Source organism: Geodermatophilus sp. SYSU D00742 (assembly GCF_054049935.1).
The window spans coordinates 72,382-88,056 of the sequence record NZ_JBJGYJ010000019.1 but is presented as its reverse complement, the minus strand read 5'-3'; the positions used below and the strand labels follow the sequence as shown (position 1 = coordinate 88,056).

Sequence of the window (15,675 nt, the reverse complement as noted above, 5' to 3'; positions counted from 1 at the left end):
CCCGGGGCCACCCCCGCCCGGGGGGGGGCCGCCCCCCCCGCGCGCGCCCCCCCCCCCCCCCCCCCGCGCCCCCCCGCCCCCCCCCCCCCCCCCCCCCCCCCCCCCCCCCGGTCAGCGGCCGCCGGCGGGGCCGCCGGCCGCCGTGGTGACCGCCAGCGGGAGGGCCGCGGCGGTGGTCACGGAGACCGGTGCCGGCTCGGGGGCGGTGAACGGCACCTCCTGCGGGCAGACCGTGCCCTCGGCGGGGAGCGTTCCCGCGACCAGGTAGCTGTCCGTCGCGCTGTTGATGCAGGGGGAGTTGGGCCCGTAGGCGCCGTGCCCGTCGCCGTCCATGGTCAGCAGCCGGGCGTTGCCGAGCTGCTCGGTCAGCGCGACGGCCCCGGCGTACGGCGTCGCCGGGTCGTGGGTGTTGCCGATGACGAGCACGGGGGGCGCGGAGGGATCGGCGACGTACGGGCCGTCGAAGGCGTCCTCGTCCTGCACCGGCCACAGCGCGTGGTACAGGAGGTTGTGGGTGCCCAGGATGCTCCAGAAGTGGGGGAACGCGGCCCACTCGTCCGCACTGCGCCGCAGGTAGGGGTCGGGGTCGGTGGGCCACTCCTGCTCGGCGGCCGTGATGGCGGGGAAGGCGTCGCTCGAGGTGTCGCCGGCCGGGAACAGCAGGGCCGACACCGCCCGGACGAGCGACCCGTCGCCGTCCTCGGCCGCCGCCAGCGCCGCGGCGAGCAGGCCCCACACCTGCTTGGCGTAGAGCAGCCGGAACGTCACCGCCCGGATCTCGTCGGCGACGACCGGGGTGGGGTCCTCGGGGAAGCCGGGGACGGGGAGCGGGGTCGCGACCGCGGTCGCCAGCAGCGCGTCGAAGGCGGCGTGCGGGTCGGTGCCCCCGAAGCCGGAGCAGGCCGCCTGGTCGGCGGCGCAGGCGTCGAGGAAGCGGTCCAGGGCGTCCTCGAAGCCCGCGAGTCCGGTGGAGTTCAGGGTGCCGGGGTCGTCGAGGTACATCTCGGGATCGAGCGCGGCGTCGAGGACCAGGGCCCGGTACCGGCCGGGGAAGAGGCTCGCGTAGGTGGCCCCGAGGAAGGTGCCGTAGGAGAAGCCGAGGTAGCTCAGCTGCTCCTCGCCGAGGGCGGCGCGCAGCGCGTCCATGTCCCGGGCGACGTTCGCCGTCGACAGGTGCTCGAGGATCGCGCCGTTGTTCGCGCGGCAGGCGTCGACGTAGCGCTGGCTGACCGCGACGATCGCGTCGACGTCCAGTTCCCAGGGGTTCTCGGCCGTGGGCAGCGGGTCCGGTGGGGCGTCGCAGGCGACGGTCGGGGTGCTCTGACCCACGCCGCGCGGGTCGAGGCCGACGATGTCGAAGCGCTGGTTGAGCAGGCTGAACATCCCCGGACCGAGGACCTGCAGGTACTCGGCCGCTGGACTGCCCGGACCGCCGAAGTTGAAGAACAGCGACCCGATGCGGGCGGCCTGGTCGGTGGCCGGGACGCGGGCGACGAAGACCTCGACCTGCTCGCCCCCGGGGTCGTCGTAGTCCATCGGCAGGGGGGCCCGCGCACACTCGACGCCGGCGGCGGTGGCCTCGGGTGTGAGGCCACAGGCCGCCCACGACAGCGTGGGGACCGGTACCGGCTCGCCCGCCGGCTCCACGGGGTGCGCGTTCGCCACCGCGGGGCCGGCGCCGAGCAGGAGGACCACCAGCCCGCCCACGACGGTGGTGCGACGAGTCGTCATGTGGACACCGACCCCTCCGGGAACGGGGCACGGCCGACGGGTGCCCGCGGGTGTGGTCGGCGGGAGTCAACCGGGACACCGGCGTGCGCGTCACGGGTCGACGGTTGCGTGCTCGGCGAGTTCCGGAACCCGCACCGCGAGTCCTCGCGGTGCGGGTGGGGCCGTTGACCTGCCGTGGCCGGTCCTCAGCCCGCGGGGTGCCAGCCGAGCGCCGGGCCCAACCTCGTGGCGATGTCGGTGAGGATCTGCTCGTAGTCGGCGTCGGTGAAGCTGAACGGCAGCGCGAAGACCACCTCGGTGACCTCCTGGAAGCCGGCGTGGGCGTACAGCTGCTCGGCGATCTCCTCGGAGGTGCCGACCAGGTCGCGGGCGAACAGCAGCCGGGCCGGGCCCTGCGGGCGGGTCGTCCGGGGGGTGCGGGCCGCGGCGTAGGCGGCGTACCGCTCGCGCTGGTCGGCCGTGGCGCTGTCGGTGGGGACCACCACGAGTCCCTGCGAGGCCCGCGCCGCCGCGCCGTCCGGGTGCGCGGCCCGGAACGCCCGGATGTGCGCGCGCTGGATCTCGGCGAAGTCCTCGGACTCCTCGGCCTTGACCACGCTGCTGCTGAGGAAGGCCATCCCCTGCTCCCCGGCCCAGTGCGCCGACCGCAGGCTGCCGCCGCCGTACCACATCCGCCGCGCCAGGCCGGGGGAGTGCGGCTGCACCCGGTCCGACCACTCCTCGACCACGCCCTCCCGCCCGGCGAAGCGGCCGGCCCGCTCCCCGCGGACGAGCCGCAGCAGCCGGGACACCCGCTCGTGGGAGAAGTCCTCGGTCTCGGCGGTGTCCGGGTACAGGGCACCCTTGACGTCGTCCCAGTGCATCGGCGGGCCGACGCTGATCCCCGGGTTGAGCCGGCCACCGGAGAGCACGTCGACGGTGGCGAGGTCCTCGGCCAGCCGCAGCGGGTTCTCCCACCCCAGCGGGATGACCGCCGTCCCCAGCTCGATCCGCCGGGTGCGCTGGGTGGCGGCGGCCAGGACCGCGACCGGTGAGGAGATCCCGTACTGCAGGTGCCGGTTGCGCACCCAGGCGCTGTCGAAGCCGAGCCGCTCCCCGAGCTCGATCACCCGCAACGTCGTCTCGTGCCCGGGACCGGGGTCGTCCCCGTCGAAGGAGCCGATGGTCAGGAAGCCCAGCTTCTCGAGCGGGACCGACGGTGCGGGCATGGCGGGCTCCTCGGGACGGCGGCTGCGGTGATCATCCCCGAGGCGTGCCTGCCGCGCCGGGGGCACCCGGCCGCGCGGCGCCGGAGGTGGGGCGGCGGGAGCCGGTGGGCGCAGGACCCCGGAGACGCCACGAGGGGCCGCGGCGCAGTGCGCCGCGACCCCTCGTGGGCGTGGGTCAGACGGGGCGGACGTTCTCCGCCTGCGGGCCCTTCTGGCCCTGCGTGACGTCGAACTCCACCTTCTGGCCCTCGTCGAGCGAGCGGTAGCCGTCGCTGGCGATGGCGGAGTAGTGGCAGAAGACGTCGGCGCCGCCGCCGTCCTGCGCGATGAAGCCGAAGCCCTTCTCCGCGTTGAACCACTTCACAGTGCCCTGAGCCATGTCGTTCTCATTCCGTGCTGGGGTGTCCGGCGCCACGATCGTGGTGTCGGGGTCGCCGCACCGACCGGCAGGACCGAGAGGAACGTCAGGCAGGGACGACTGCGGACGTCCGAGAACGAGGCAGAGGCACAACAGCGACCACGGCCCACAGTACGGCCTCTCGGGCCGGAGCCGGTGCCGATCCGGTCACAGCCCCCCGATGGAGGGGTGCTGCCGCCGGGCCGGGACGCCGGTCGCGGTCACCAGCGCAGCGGATCGGTGCGACGCGTGTGGGCGGTCCGGCACGCGCGGCAGTTGCCCCACGTGACGATGGCCAGCGGCGTCGTCGGGGTGCCGCACTCGGGGCACTCCACCGACTCGCCGGCACGGGCCCGGGCGTCGGTGAGCTCCCGGGACCGTTCCTCGTGGATGGTCTCGTCGCCCCGACAGGGGCACCCGAGATGGGCTTCGGCGCAGCGTCCGCGGTGACCGGCGATGGGGTTCCCCTCTGCTCGGGGGGAACGCTACCCCTGATCCGGCGACCGGCCGCACGGCGCGCCTCGCCGGGCCGTGCGGTCGCCTCCTGCGGCGGCTCAGCCGGCAGCACCGCGCCGTCGGGTGCCCGGACCCGGACGACAGCTGGACCGACGACCATGCTGGACGAGCTGCTGACGGTCGGGCGCCGCCGGGCCCGCTGCACGCCCGCTCCGTCGCGCAGCCCCACGACCGAGCTGCACGACCCCAGGAGGTGGCGGTCATGACGACCACGACGACCCCGGTCACCGTCCACGAGACGCCGGCGAGCCGCGTGCTGACCGGCCCCGGCGCGCGCGGCTCCGTCCCCGACGAGGTGGCGCGACTCGGAGCCGACCGGGTGCTGCTGGTGGCGACCCGGTCGGCCGGTGCGGCCGCCGACGGGGTCGCCACCGGCCTCGGCGCGCGGCTGGCCGCCCGCTTCGACCGGCCGGCGGTGCACACGCCGGTGACGGTCACCGCCGAGGCGATGGCACTGGTCACCACGGCCGGGGTGGACTGCGTCGTCGCGATCGGCGGCGGCTCGGCGATCGGCCTGGCCAAGGCGGTGTCGGCGCGGACGGGGGTGCCGCAGGTCGCCGTCCCCACCACGTACGCCGGGTCGGAGGTCACCCCGGTCCTGGGCGAGACCGACAACGGGGTGAAGACCACGCGGCGGGACCCGGCGCTGGCGCCGGGGACGGTCGTCTACGACCCCGAGCTCACCCTCGGCATGCCGGTCGGCCTCACCCGGACCAGCGCCATGAACGCGCTGGCCCACGCCGTGGAGGCGCTGTGGGCGCCGGACGCCTCCCCGGTCACCGACGCCCTGGCGACCGAGGCCGTCGACGGCATCCTGACCGTGCTGCCGGAGGTGCTCGCCGACCCGGCGGGGCTGCCCGGGCGCAGCCGGCTCCAGGCGGCGGGGTGGCTGGCCGGCATCTGCCTGGCCCGGACCCGGATGGGCCTGCACCACCAGCTCGCGCACGTGCTGGGCGGTGCGTTCGACCTGCCGCACGCCGAGCTGCACACGCTGCTGCTGGCGCACGTCATGGCCTACGACCTGCCGGCCGCCCCCGCGGCGGCGGCCCGGCTGCGGCGCGTCGCCGGGCCGGACCCGGTCGCGGTGGTCTCGGCGCTGGCGCGCGCCCACGACGGCGCCACGACGCTGCGCGACCTGGGCGTGCCGCGCGACGGGCTGCGGGGGGTCGCCGAGCGGGTCGTCGCCGCGCCCTACCCGAACCCGCGACCGCTCGACGTCGAGTCGGTCGCCGCGCTGCTCGAGCGCGCCTGGTCCGGCGACCGCGCGGCCGCCCGGGAGACACCGTCCTGACGCCGCCGCCGGCGCCGCGGCGCACGGCCCCGGTCCCCGCGCACCGGGCGACCGGACGCGCAGGGTGCAGGTGTGCCCGCATGCGACGTGTCCCGCGGGACCGGCGGCGGTGGTCCCACCCCGGCCGCGGACCGGTGGGCCGAGGACGCTGGCCCCATGGACATCACCACCGTCAACGACCGGCACCTCTACGAGGGGCGGGTCGTCCTCCAGGATCCCGAGGACCCGACCCGCCGGCTCGACCTGCCCCCGCGGATCCTCCGTTTCGGACCCCCGGGCTGGCTCACCGTCGTCGACCACCTCACCGAGGACGCCGACGTGGAGCTCTACCCGCTCGGCCGGGTCCTGTCGGTGTCGGCTCTGCGGGAGGTCGGCGGGGCAGCGCTCCACTCGAGCGCCGCCCACTAGGCCGCCGCGCCGGCTCCGGAGGTCCGGGGGCGCTCAGGACCCGGCGAGCAGGGCACGCACCGCGTCGACGGTGTCGGCCTCGGCCGGGGTCTTGTCCGGCCGGTAGCGCAGCACCCGGGCGAAGCGCAGCGCCACACCGCCGGGGTAGCGGGGGCTGCGCTGGGCGCCGTCCAGGGCGATCTCGACCACCAGCTCCGGCCGCAGCAGCACGCCCCAGTCCGGCTGCTCCCGGGCGAGGGCGGGGAACGTGCGGGTCTGCCAGTCCAGCAGCTCGTCGGTCATGCCCTTGAAGGTCTTGCCGACCATGACGGGCGGGCCGCCGTCGGGGTCGCGGGCTCCCAGGTGGATGTTCGACAGCTTCCCCGAGCGGCGGCCGTACCCCCACTCCGCGCCCAGCACGACCAGGTCCAGGGTGTGCACGGGTTTGACCTTCTGCCACGCCCGGCCGCGCCGGCCGGCGGCGTAGGGGGCGTCGAGGGCCTTGACGACGACGCCCTCGTGGCCGGCGGACAGGGCGTCGTCCAGCACCTCGGCCGCCTGGCCGGGGCCGGGGGTGCGGACGCCGGGCATGCGCAGCGCGGCGTGCTCCTCGCCGGCCAGGAGCTGGGCGAGCGCGTCGAGGCGGACCGCGAGCGGTTCGTCGAGCAGGTCGCGCCCGTCCAGGTGCAGCACGTCGAAGAAGAACGGGCTGAGCAGCACGCCCTCGTCCGCGGCGTCGCTGCCGAAGCGGCTCATCGTCTCCTGGAAGGCCCGCGGCCGGCCGTCGTCGTCCAGGGCGAGCGTCTCGCCGTCGAGCACGACGGTCGAGCACGGCAGGGCCCGCACGCGGTCGGCCAGCTCGGGCACCCCGCCGGTCACCTCCCGCAGGGTGCGGGTCCACACCCGGACGTCGTCGCCGTCCCGGTGCACCTGGATGCGGGCGCCGTCCAGCTTGAACTCGACGGTGACGTCGGCGCCGAGGTCGTCGAGGGCCGCGTCGAGCGAGGAGCCGGGGCTGGCGAGCATCGGCCGCACCGGCCGGCCCACCTGCAGGCGCACCGCGTCGAGGGCCGCGGTGCCGCCGGTCAGTGCGGTGGCCGCGGTCTCCGGCAGGCTGCCCGACAGCATGAAGGCCCGGCGCGTGCTCGCCGCCGGGACGCCGGCCGCGGTGGCCACCGCGTCCAGGACGACGCCCTCGAGGGCGCCCTGGCGCAGCTCGCCGGTGAGCAGCCGCACGAGGAACCGCTGCTCGTCGGGGGTGGCGGCCGCGAGCAGGGCGCCCAGCAGCGCCTCCCGCCGCGCGGTGGACCCCGCGCCGGCGGTGCCGGCGATCTCGCCGAGCGCCGCGTCGACGGCGGGGACGGTCAGGGTGGGCGCCGCGGCGGGGTCGCCGGTCAGCCGCGCCAGCGTGCGCCAGCCGACGCCGAGCCGGCGCTGGAGCGGTTCGCCGGCCAGCCACGCGGTGACCGGCTGCACCTCCGGGGCCGCGGCGCGGCGCAGCAGGTCGGCGATCGCCGTCGCCTTGGCCGTCCGGGACCGGGTGGCCGCGACCGCGGCGGAGGCGGCGACGACGTCGGAGAGCAGCACGGGGGGATCGTGGCAGGGGGCGCTGACGTCTCCCGACGCCGGCGCCCCCTGCTCGGCCGCCGCCGCTCAGGCGAGTGCGCGGCGGAGGGCGTCGATGCGGGCGGCCCAGATCCGCCGGGACAGCGCCGCGTCGGGCGCGAAGGTCTCCGCCGCGTGGTAGCTGCCGGGGTAGACGTGCAGCTCGCAGGGCACGCCGGCCGCCATCAGGCGCTGGGCGAAGGCGATGTCCTCGTCCCGGAACAGGTCGATGGTGCCGACGTCGATGAAGGTGGGCGGCAGCCCCGAGACGTCCACGGCGCGCGCCGGCGCGGCGTACTCGTCGGCCGGCTTGCCGCCGAGGTACCAGGCCCAGGCCTCGATGTTGCCGGCGCGGTCCCAGATGCCGATGTCGGTGATCTCCTGGCTGGACGCCGTCTCGTTGCGGTCGTCGATCATCGGGTAGATCGGCATGATGAACCGCAGCCCGGGGCCGCTGCGGTCCCGGGCCAGCAGCGCGGTGGCGATGGTCAGTCCACCACCGGCGCTCGCGCCGTAGACGGCGATCCGGTCGGGGTCCACCCCGAGGTCGGCGGCGTTCCCGGCCGTCCAGACCAACCCGGCGTAGCAGTCCTCCACCGGGGCGGGGTGGGGGTGCTCGGGGGCCAGGCGGTACTCCACGGAGACGACGACGGCGCCGACCTGCTCGCACAGCATGGTCGCGGCGACGTCCTCACCGGCGACGTCGCCGAGGACCATCCCGCCACCGTGGATGTAGTAGATGCCCGGCAGCGTGCCGGTCGCGCCGGCCGGACGGTAGATGCGCACGGAGATGTCCGGCTCGCCCTCCGGTCCGGGGACGACCCGGTCCTCCTTCGTGACGTCCGGGTTCTCCGGCACCTCCATGGACGCGAGGATCTGCTGCACCGCGGCGCGCCGGGCCACGATGTCGGGGATCGAGTTGAAGCCCCCGGGCAGGGCCTCCAGGAGCCCGTCGAGGGGAACGCGGCACTCGGGGTCGATCAGGTTGCGGCGGGACATGGGGCCTCCATCGGGGCGGGTGCTCGGGTGTGTGCCGAACCGGCCGCGGTGCGGCCGGGGGACCGGGGCCCGGCGGGGGGCGGGTGCGTCGCCGGGCTGGGAGGATGACCGGGAGAGGGGGTCCGGTGACGTCGTTCGAGGTCCCGCTCACGCGGCGGGAGGCGGTCGCCCGACGGCTGCGGCAGGAGATCACGTCCGGCCAGCTCCCGGCGGGCACCGTGTTGAAGGACGCCGAGCTCGCGGCCCGTCTGGGCGTGAGCATCACCCCGGTGCGCGAGGCCATCACGCAGCTGGCCGCCGAGGGGCTGGTCGACGTCGCGCCCAACCGCACCCGGAAGGTCGCCGGCCTCACGCAGAAGACGGCGCTCGAGCTCGTCGACGTCATGGAGCTGCTGGCCTGCGCCGGGTTCGCCGGGGGCGTGGAGAACCTGACCGACGAGCACCTCACCCGGCTGCGCACGCGCTACACGGAGTACACCGGCGCGCTCGCCCGCGGCGACGTCACCACGGCCTCGGCGGCCGGGGCGGACTTCAGCACGATCGTCGTGATGGCGAACGGCAACCGGGAGCTCCAGGCGATGCTCGACCTGGTGGTGGTGCGGGTGCTGCGCATGCTGGCCATGGAGTCGCACAGCGACTCCTGGCGGCCGTGGGTGGAGGGCTACGGCGAGGTGCTGGACCTGCTGGAGCGCGGTGACCGCGCCGGCGCCGTGGCCCGCTACCGGCGGATCTACGTGGAGTTCCGCGCGTCGGTGGAGCACTCCCTGTGGCACGGGGAGGCCGCGGACGCCTGACCGACCGGACCCCCGGCCCGGGCCGCGGACGACGGCGTCCGCGGCCCGGGTGCTCCGGTGGACGGTGCTCACGCGCTGAGGACGAAGCCCTCGTAGCCCTTGGCGGCCACCTCGTCGCACCTCTTGCGGTACTCCCCGACACCGCCGGCGTAGGGCATGAAGACGCGTGGCTTGCCGGGGACGTTGGCGCCCATGTACCAGGAGTTGGCCTTGGGGTACAGGGTGTAGGAGGCGATGAGGTTGACGTGGTCGACCCAGGCGTCCTGCGCCTCCTGGCTCGCCTCGATGGTGCGCAGGCCCTGGTCGCGCAGGTGGGCGATGGCGTCGCACACCCAGTCCACGTGCTGCTCGATCGACACGATCATGTTCGACAGCACCGACGGGCTGCCCGGCCCGGTGATCATGAAGAGGTTCGGGAAGCCGGCGGAGCCGATGCCCAGGTAGGTCCGGGGCCCCGCGCTCCACGTCTCCTTGAGCGAGGCGCCACCCCGGCCGCGGATGTCGACCTTGGTGAGCGAGCCGGTCATGGCGTCGAAGCCGGTGGCGTAGACGATGGCGTCGAACACGTACTCCTCGGCCGCCGTCCGGACGCCCTTCTCGGTGATCTCCACCAGGGGCTCACGCTGGAGGTTGACCAGGTGCACGTCCGGGCGGTTGTAGGTCTCGAAGTACTGCGTGTCCAGGCAGGGGCGCTTGGTGCCGATCGGGTACTCGGGGCACAGGTCCGCGGCGGTCTGCGGGTCCTGCACGATCTGCTTGACCTTGCGGTGGACGAACTCCCTGGCGAGGTCGTTGGCCTCCTGGGTGAGCGTGAGGTCGGTGTAGGTGGTCAGCAGGTTGACCAGGCTGCCGCTCTCCCACGCCTCCTCGAACCGGGCCTCGCGCTCCTCCGGGGAGACCTCCAGCGCCGACTTCGTCGCCGGCGCGATCGGGACGCCGAAGGCGGACTCCTTCTGCGCCTGCCGGTAGGACCGGTAGTTCTCCTTCATCTCCGCGATCTCGTCGGGGCGCAGCTTCCGGTTCCGGGCGGGCAGCGAGTACGCGGGGGTGCGCTGGAAGACCGTCACGTCGGCGGCCTGGGCGGCGATCACGGGGATCGACTGCACGCCCGAGGAGCCGGTGCCGATGACGCCGACGCGCAGGCCGGTGAAGTCCACGCCCTCGTGCGGCCAGTGCGCGGTGTGGTAGCTGGCGCCCTTGAACGTCTCCAGGCCCGGGATCTCCGGGTGCTTGGCCGCCGACAGACACCCGGTGGCCATCACCAGGTACCGGGCGGTCACCGCGTCCCCGTGCTCGGTGCGGACCTCCCAGGTGCCGCCGTCCTCGTCGAAGTGCGCGCCGCTGACCCGGGTGCGGAAGACGATGTCCCTGCGCAGGTCGAACCGGTCGGCGACGTACTGGGCGTACCGGAGGATCTCCGGCTGGGTCGGGTAGCGCTCCTGCCACTCGAAGCGCTGCTCCAGGTCCGGGTCGAAGGAGTACGAGTACGCCAGGCTCTCGATGTCGACCCGCGCGCCCGGGTAGCGGTTCCAGTACCAGGTGCCGCCCACGTCGGTGCCGGCCTCGAACACCACCGCGGTCAGCCCCATGCCGCGCAGTCTGTGCAGCAGGTACATGCCGGAGAAGCCGGCGCCGACGATGACGGCGTCGACGGTGGACGGGGCGGACGGGGTCGCGGCCTGGGGGTCGGCTGCTGGTGCGGACATGGGTCCTCCTGGGCGGAGCCGGTGCGGGGTGGGGGAGCAGGGCGCCGGCCGGGTGCCGCCGCCGTTCGCGGGTGGGGTTCAGGCGGGCTGCGGGGTGCACCGCGCAGCGATCGCGGCGGTGACGTGGTCGATGGCGGCCGTGGAGCCGGGAAGCAGGCCGACCATGGTGAAGAAGCCGTGCATCTGGCCGTCGAAGCGGCGCAGGTCCACCGGCACACCGGCCCAGGCGAGCCGGCGGGCGTACGCCTCGCCCTCCTCCCGCAGGACGTCGTGCTCGGCGGTGACCACCACGGCCGGCGCCAGACCGGAGAGGTCGGGGGCCCGCAGCGGTGAGGCGTCCGGCTGCAGCCGGGAGTCCCGGTCGGGCGCGTAGTGGTCCCAGAACCAGGCCATGCTGTCGCGGGAGAGCACGAGCTGGTTGGCGGGGTCGGCGTAGGACCCGGTGTCCATGCCGGCGTCGGTGACCGGGTGGACCAGCACCTGCAGGTCGATCTCCGGCGCGCCGGCCGCCCTGGCCCGCTGGGCCAGCACGGCGGCGATGGTGCCGCCGGCGCTGTCGCCGCAGACGACGAGGGGGCCGTTGCCGCCGAGTGACTCCCGCCGCTCCGCGACCCACTGCAGCGCCGCCCAGGAGTCCTCGACCGCGGTCGGGTACCGGTGCTCGGGGGCCAGCCGGTAGTCGACGAGCACCGTGGTCATCCCGGTCCGCTCGGCCAGCACCCGGCCGAGGGTGTCGTACTCGGGCACGGTGCCGAGGACCCACCCGCCACCGTGGAAGTGGACGAGCACACCCCGCGCCGCGGCCGTGGGGGTCAGGACGCGGACGAGGATCTCGCCGCCGGCCACCGGGACGCGGTGGTCGGCGACCTCGTGCACCTGCGGCCCGGGCCCGTACAGCCCGCGCAGCGCCGCGGTCGGCCCGCGCGCCTCCTCGGGGGTCATCTCGTGCCGCGGCCGGGTGCCGCCGGCGGCCATCTGGGTCAGGAAGGCCGTCGTCGCCTCGTCCAGCGCCATCCGCGTCACCTCGACGTCAGTAGGGCTCCGTCCCACCCGGGTCCGGCTGTCACCCGATGGGGTGTGATGCGGACCACAAAATAGGATGCATCGCCGACGAGGATCAATGGACGCCGGCCCACAAAGGCCACGGGCGCAGTGGACACGACGACGGCGGGCGCCCCCCGGCGTCCGTCCGCCCAGGGGTGCCCGCCGCCGGTGGGGTGTCCGCGCTAGGCGTCCTGCCGGCCGATGCGCTGGTCCGCCGCGTCGCCGACCTTGTCGGACTGGGCATCGAACCTGCCGCCGGTCCTGTCGTCGGCGAGCTGCTCGGCCTTGTCCAGGCCCTGGTCGCTGAGCTTCTCGCCCTTCTCGCTGTCGAGCGCCTGCTTCGCCTTGTCGCCGAGTCCGCCGACGTCCATGCCGTGCTCCCTCCCTGTGGGGTGTGACCCCGTCGGCCCTACCCGGCGGGCCCGTCGCCGACGCCTGCGCCGGAGGCCCGGTGCACTGCTGCGGCGTGCTGTCGGCGGGATCGTCGACAATCCTGCCGACACTGCTGTGTAGGCTGCCGGGAGTACACGATGGAGGTCGCCGTGGACGTCGGGACGCGGGGGCGCGACGCCACCGAGCGCCGCCTGCGCGAGGCGATCACCCGCGGGGACATGCCGCCGGGGCACCGCCTGGTCGAGGCCGACCTCGCCGACGCGTTCGGGGTCACCCGCAACGCCGTCCGCCTGGCCATCGACGTGCTGATCGCCGAGGGCCTGGTGGAGCGGATCCCGAACCGGGGCGCCCGGGTGCGCACCGTCTCCGTCGCCGAGGCGGTCGAGATCACCGAGTGCCGGATGGTGCTCGAGGGACTGCTGGCGGCCAAGGCCGCGGAGCGGGTCACCGACGCCGAGGCCGACCGGCTGCGCGCCCAGTGCGACCTGATGCAGCAGGCGGTGGCCGACGGCGACCTGCTGCGGTACTCCGCGCTGGTCGCCGAGCTGCACTCGGTCATCCGCGCCGCCGCGCGGCAGTCCACGGCCGGCCCGATGATCGAGCGGTTGCAGGCCCAGATCGTGCGCCACCAGTTCCAGCTGTCCCTGCGGCCCGGCCGTGCCCACCGGTCGCTCACCGAGCTGCGGCGGGTCGTCGCGGCCATCGTGGCCCGCGACCCGCGGGCGGCCGAGGCGGCGGCGCGCAGCCACTTCGAGAACGTCGTGGCCGCCCTCACCGAGTCCTCCTGACCCCCGTTCCCACCACACCCGAGGAGTCGTCCGTGTCCATCCACCTGGCCCAGCGCACCGTTCCCGCGGCGGTGGCGGCATGAGGACCGTCGTCGTCACCGACCCGCCCCGCGCCGACGTGGGCGCGGCCGAGACCCTGGGCACCTACGGCGTCGCCACCGTGCACGAGGCGCTCGGCCGGGTCGGCTACCTCGGCCCGGAGTACCGGCCCGCGTGGCCGGGCGCGCGCATCGGCGGCACCGCGGTCACGGTCGTGTGCTGGCCCGGGGACAACCTGATGATCCACGTGGCCGTCGAGCAGTGCCGGCCCGGCGACGTCCTGGTGGTCACCACCAACTCGCCGTCGACCGACGGGCTGTTCGGTGAGCTGTTCGCGACCGCGCTGGCGCGCCGCGGGGTGCGCGGCGTGGTCCTGGCCAGCGGCGTCCGCGACGTCGCCGAGCTGCGCGAGATGGGCTTCCCGGCCTGGTCGCGGGCGATCAGCGCGCAGGGCTCGGTCAAGGCGACCGCCGGCGCGGTCAACGTCCCGGTCGTCCTGGGCGGTCAGACCATCCACCCCGGTGACGTCGTGCTCGCCGACGACGACGGCGTGATGGTCGTCCCCCGGGCCGACGTCGGCCGCGCGCTGACCGCCTCGCAGGCCCGGCTGGACAAGGAGGCCGCCGCCCGTGCCGCGTTCCAGGCCGGCGAGCTCGGGCTGGACCGCTACGGCCTGCGGCAGCGGCTGCCCGAGTTCGGCATCGAGTACGTCACCTACGAGCAGTACCGCCAGGCGGCCGGTGGTGAGTGACGCCCCCGGGCACGAGGGCACCGGGGTCCGCTGCGGGCGGCCGCGTGGGGGCGACCTCCGCGGGCCCGCGGCGCCGCGCCCCGACGCGGGGGCACGGTGAGCCCCCGCATCGCCGTCCTCGGGCTGGGTGAGGCCGGGTCGGAGATCGCCCGCGACCTCGCCGCCGCCGGGGCCGACGTCCGCGGGTACGACCCCCGGGGGATCGAGGTCGAGGGCGTGCAGCGCCGCGGCAGCGAGGCCGAGGCGGTCGCCGACGCCGACCTGGTGCTCAGCGTCAACAGCTCGCACGACGCGGTGCCGGCGCTGGTCAACGCGCTGCCGGCGCTGCGGCCCGGCACCGTGTGGGCCGACCTGAACACCGCCTCGCCGGGGGTCAAGCTCGCCCTGGTGGAGCGCCTCGCCGGCCGGGACGTGCCCGTCGTCGACGTGGCGCTCCTGTCGCCGGTACCCGGCCACGGCCTGCACACCCCGATGCTGGTCTCCGGGGGCGGCGCGGCGCGCTACGCCGAGGTCCTCGCCGGATTCGGGGTCGAGGTCACGATCCAGCCGGGCCCCGCCGGAGCGGCCATCGCGCGCAAGCTGCTGCGCAGCGTCTTCTACAAGGGCCTGGCCGCCGCGGTCGTCGAGGCGCTCACCGCCGCCGAGGCCGCCGGCTGCGCGGACTGGCTGCGCGAGAACATCAGCGCCGAGCTGACCGGGTTCGACGAGCGGGCCGTCGACCGGCTGGTCGACGGCACCCACCGGCACGCCCGGCGCCGCGCCGACGAGATGGCCGCCGCCGTCGACCAGCTGCGCGAGCTCGGCGTGCCGCCGCGCGTCGCCGCCGCGGCCCGCGACCAGCTCGGGGAGCTGCGGGACCGCCAGGGCACCTGACCGCTGCGCCCGGCGACCCCACCACGGACCACCACGCGAGGAGATCCCGCATGATCATCGACTGCCACGGCCACTACACCACCGCGCCGGGACCGCACGCCGACTGGCGGGAGGCCCAGCGGGCGGCGTTCGACGCCGGTGAGCAGCCCCCGGCCTACCCGGACATCCCCGACGACGTCCTCCGCGAGACCATCGAGGGCAGCCAGCTGCGGCTGATGGCCGAGCGGGGGATCGACCTGACCGTCTTCTCCCCGCGCGCCTCGGCGATGGGCCACCACGTCGGGGACGAGGCGGTCAGCACGCGCTGGACCCAGGTCAACAACGACCTGATCGCCCGCGTCGTGGCGCTCTACCCCGACAGCTTCATCGGGGTCTGCCAGCTCCCGCAGTCCCCCGGCGTCCCGATCGAGCGGTCCGTGGCCGAGCTGCGGCGCTGCGTCGAGGAGCTCGGCTTCGTCGGGTGCAACCTCAACCCCGACCCCAGCGGCGGCTCCTGGACGTCGGCACCGCTGACCGACGAGAGCTGGTACCCGCTCTACGAGGCGATGGTCGAGCTGGACGTCCCGGCGATGGTCCACGTGTCCGCGGTGACCAACAGGAACTTCCACGCCACCGGCTCGCACTACCTGAACGCCGACACCACGGCGTTCATGCAGTTCGTCCAGGCCGACCTGTTCACCGACTTCCCCGACCTGCGGTTCGTGATCCCGCACGGCGGCGGGGCGGTGCCCTACCACTGGGGCCGCTTCCGCGGGCTGGCCGACATGCTCGGCCGCCCGGCCGTCGAGGAGGCGGTGATGGGCAACGTCTTCTTCGACACCTGCGTGTACCACCAGCCGGGCATCGACCTGCTGTTCGAGGTCATCGACGTCGACAACATCCTGTTCGGCTCCGAGATGGTCGGCGCCGTCCGGGGGATCGACCCGCGGACCGGGCACCACTTCGACGACACCCGGCGCTACGTCGAGGCGCTGGAGCTGACGCCGGAGGACCGCACGAAGGTCTTCGAGGGCAACGTCCGGCGGGTCTACCCGCGGCTGGACGCCGCGCTGCGGGCCCGCGGCCGCTGAGCGCCCGCCCCGCCGGCCCGACGACGCACCGCGCCCCGCCAGGGAGGACCCTGGCGGGGCGCCGTGCGTCGGGCGGTGTGGGG

General features: G+C 75.3%; 15 protein-coding genes. 7 read left to right on the top strand and 8 right to left on the bottom strand.

Annotated elements, in window-relative coordinates; genetic code table 11:
• Positions 1-111: 111 nt before the first annotated feature.
• The 3 genes from ACI78V_RS14530 to ACI78V_RS14520 all read right to left on the bottom strand — a co-directional run bounded on the left by ACI78V_RS14530 (position 112) and on the right by ACI78V_RS14520 (position 3,318).
• Positions 112-1,731 carry an alpha/beta fold hydrolase gene (locus ACI78V_RS14530; RefSeq protein ID WP_456851884.1) on the bottom strand — a complete coding sequence of 540 codons (1,620 nt, stop codon included), beginning with the start codon at positions 1,729-1,731 and terminating at the stop codon, positions 112-114.
• 185 nt (positions 1,732-1,916) lie between these two features.
• A complete protein-coding gene (locus tag ACI78V_RS14525; protein WP_456851883.1) occupies positions 1,917-2,939 on the bottom strand; it encodes an LLM class flavin-dependent oxidoreductase in 1,023 nt (340 codons plus the stop codon).
• Positions 2,940-3,114: 175 nt separating this feature from the next.
• A complete protein-coding gene (locus ACI78V_RS14520) occupies positions 3,115-3,318 on the bottom strand; it encodes a cold-shock protein (protein ID WP_097208479.1) in 204 nt (67 codons plus the stop codon).
• A 736-nt stretch (positions 3,319-4,054) separates the two neighbouring features.
• On the opposite strand from ACI78V_RS14520, the gene ACI78V_RS14515 reads away from it, so the two are divergent.
• Both ACI78V_RS14515 and ACI78V_RS14510 read left to right on the top strand, forming a co-directional pair.
• Positions 4,055-5,143: a maleylacetate reductase gene (locus tag ACI78V_RS14515; protein ID WP_456851882.1), complete on the top strand. Its 1,089-nt coding sequence runs from the start codon at positions 4,055-4,057 to the stop codon at positions 5,141-5,143.
• Positions 5,144-5,299: 156 nt separating this feature from the next.
• A complete protein-coding gene (locus ACI78V_RS14510) occupies positions 5,300-5,551 on the top strand; it encodes a hypothetical protein (protein ID WP_456851880.1) in 252 nt (83 codons plus the stop codon).
• Between the two features lie 33 nt (positions 5,552-5,584).
• On the opposite strand, the gene ACI78V_RS14505 is transcribed toward ACI78V_RS14510, so the two are convergent.
• The gene (locus ACI78V_RS14505; RefSeq protein ID WP_456851879.1) at positions 5,585-7,117 is read right to left on the bottom strand and encodes an ATP-dependent DNA ligase; all 1,533 of its coding nucleotides are present in this window, start codon (positions 7,115-7,117) and stop codon (positions 5,585-5,587) included.
• Positions 7,118-7,183: 66 nt separating this feature from the next.
• Positions 7,184-8,134: an alpha/beta hydrolase gene (locus ACI78V_RS14500; protein ID WP_456851877.1), complete on the bottom strand. Its 951-nt coding sequence runs from the start codon at positions 8,132-8,134 to the stop codon at positions 7,184-7,186.
• Between the two features lie 125 nt (positions 8,135-8,259).
• Here ACI78V_RS14500 and ACI78V_RS14495 point away from each other — a divergent pair, with 125 nt between their 5' ends.
• Positions 8,260-8,928 carry a GntR family transcriptional regulator gene (locus ACI78V_RS14495; RefSeq protein WP_456851875.1) on the top strand — a complete coding sequence of 223 codons (669 nt, stop codon included), beginning with the start codon at positions 8,260-8,262 and terminating at the stop codon, positions 8,926-8,928.
• Positions 8,929-8,996: 68 nt separating this feature from the next.
• Here the strand turns inward: ACI78V_RS14495 and ACI78V_RS14490 are convergent, their stop codons facing one another.
• From ACI78V_RS14490 to ACI78V_RS14480, 3 genes are all read right to left on the bottom strand, one after another.
• A complete protein-coding gene (locus ACI78V_RS14490) occupies positions 8,997-10,634 on the bottom strand; it encodes a flavin-containing monooxygenase (RefSeq protein ID WP_456851873.1) in 1,638 nt (545 codons plus the stop codon).
• 78 nt (positions 10,635-10,712) lie between these two features.
• Complete coding sequence (locus ACI78V_RS14485; RefSeq protein ID WP_456851871.1) at positions 10,713-11,648, bottom strand: alpha/beta hydrolase; 936 nt, start codon at positions 11,646-11,648, stop codon at positions 10,713-10,715.
• 212 nt (positions 11,649-11,860) lie between these two features.
• Positions 11,861-12,049, bottom strand: coding sequence for an antitoxin (locus tag ACI78V_RS14480; RefSeq protein WP_456851869.1), 189 nt, complete (start codon positions 12,047-12,049; stop codon positions 11,861-11,863).
• Between the two features lie 159 nt (positions 12,050-12,208).
• Here ACI78V_RS14480 and ACI78V_RS14475 point away from each other — a divergent pair, with 159 nt between their 5' ends.
• From ACI78V_RS14475 to ACI78V_RS14460, 4 genes are all read left to right on the top strand, one after another.
• Positions 12,209-12,859: a GntR family transcriptional regulator gene (locus tag ACI78V_RS14475; protein ID WP_456851868.1), complete on the top strand. Its 651-nt coding sequence runs from the start codon at positions 12,209-12,211 to the stop codon at positions 12,857-12,859.
• Between the two features lie 79 nt (positions 12,860-12,938).
• Positions 12,939-13,649, top strand: coding sequence for a 4-carboxy-4-hydroxy-2-oxoadipate aldolase/oxaloacetate decarboxylase (locus ACI78V_RS14470; protein ID WP_456851866.1), 711 nt, complete (start codon positions 12,939-12,941; stop codon positions 13,647-13,649).
• A gap of 96 nt (positions 13,650-13,745) precedes the next feature.
• The gene (locus tag ACI78V_RS14465) at positions 13,746-14,522 is read left to right on the top strand and encodes a DUF1932 domain-containing protein (RefSeq protein ID WP_456851864.1); all 777 of its coding nucleotides are present in this window, start codon (positions 13,746-13,748) and stop codon (positions 14,520-14,522) included.
• A 50-nt stretch (positions 14,523-14,572) separates the two neighbouring features.
• On the top strand, positions 14,573-15,592 hold the full coding sequence (locus ACI78V_RS14460; RefSeq protein ID WP_456851862.1) for an amidohydrolase family protein: 1,020 nt from the start codon (positions 14,573-14,575) through the stop codon (positions 15,590-15,592).
• The last annotated feature ends 83 nt before the right edge of the window (positions 15,593-15,675 follow it).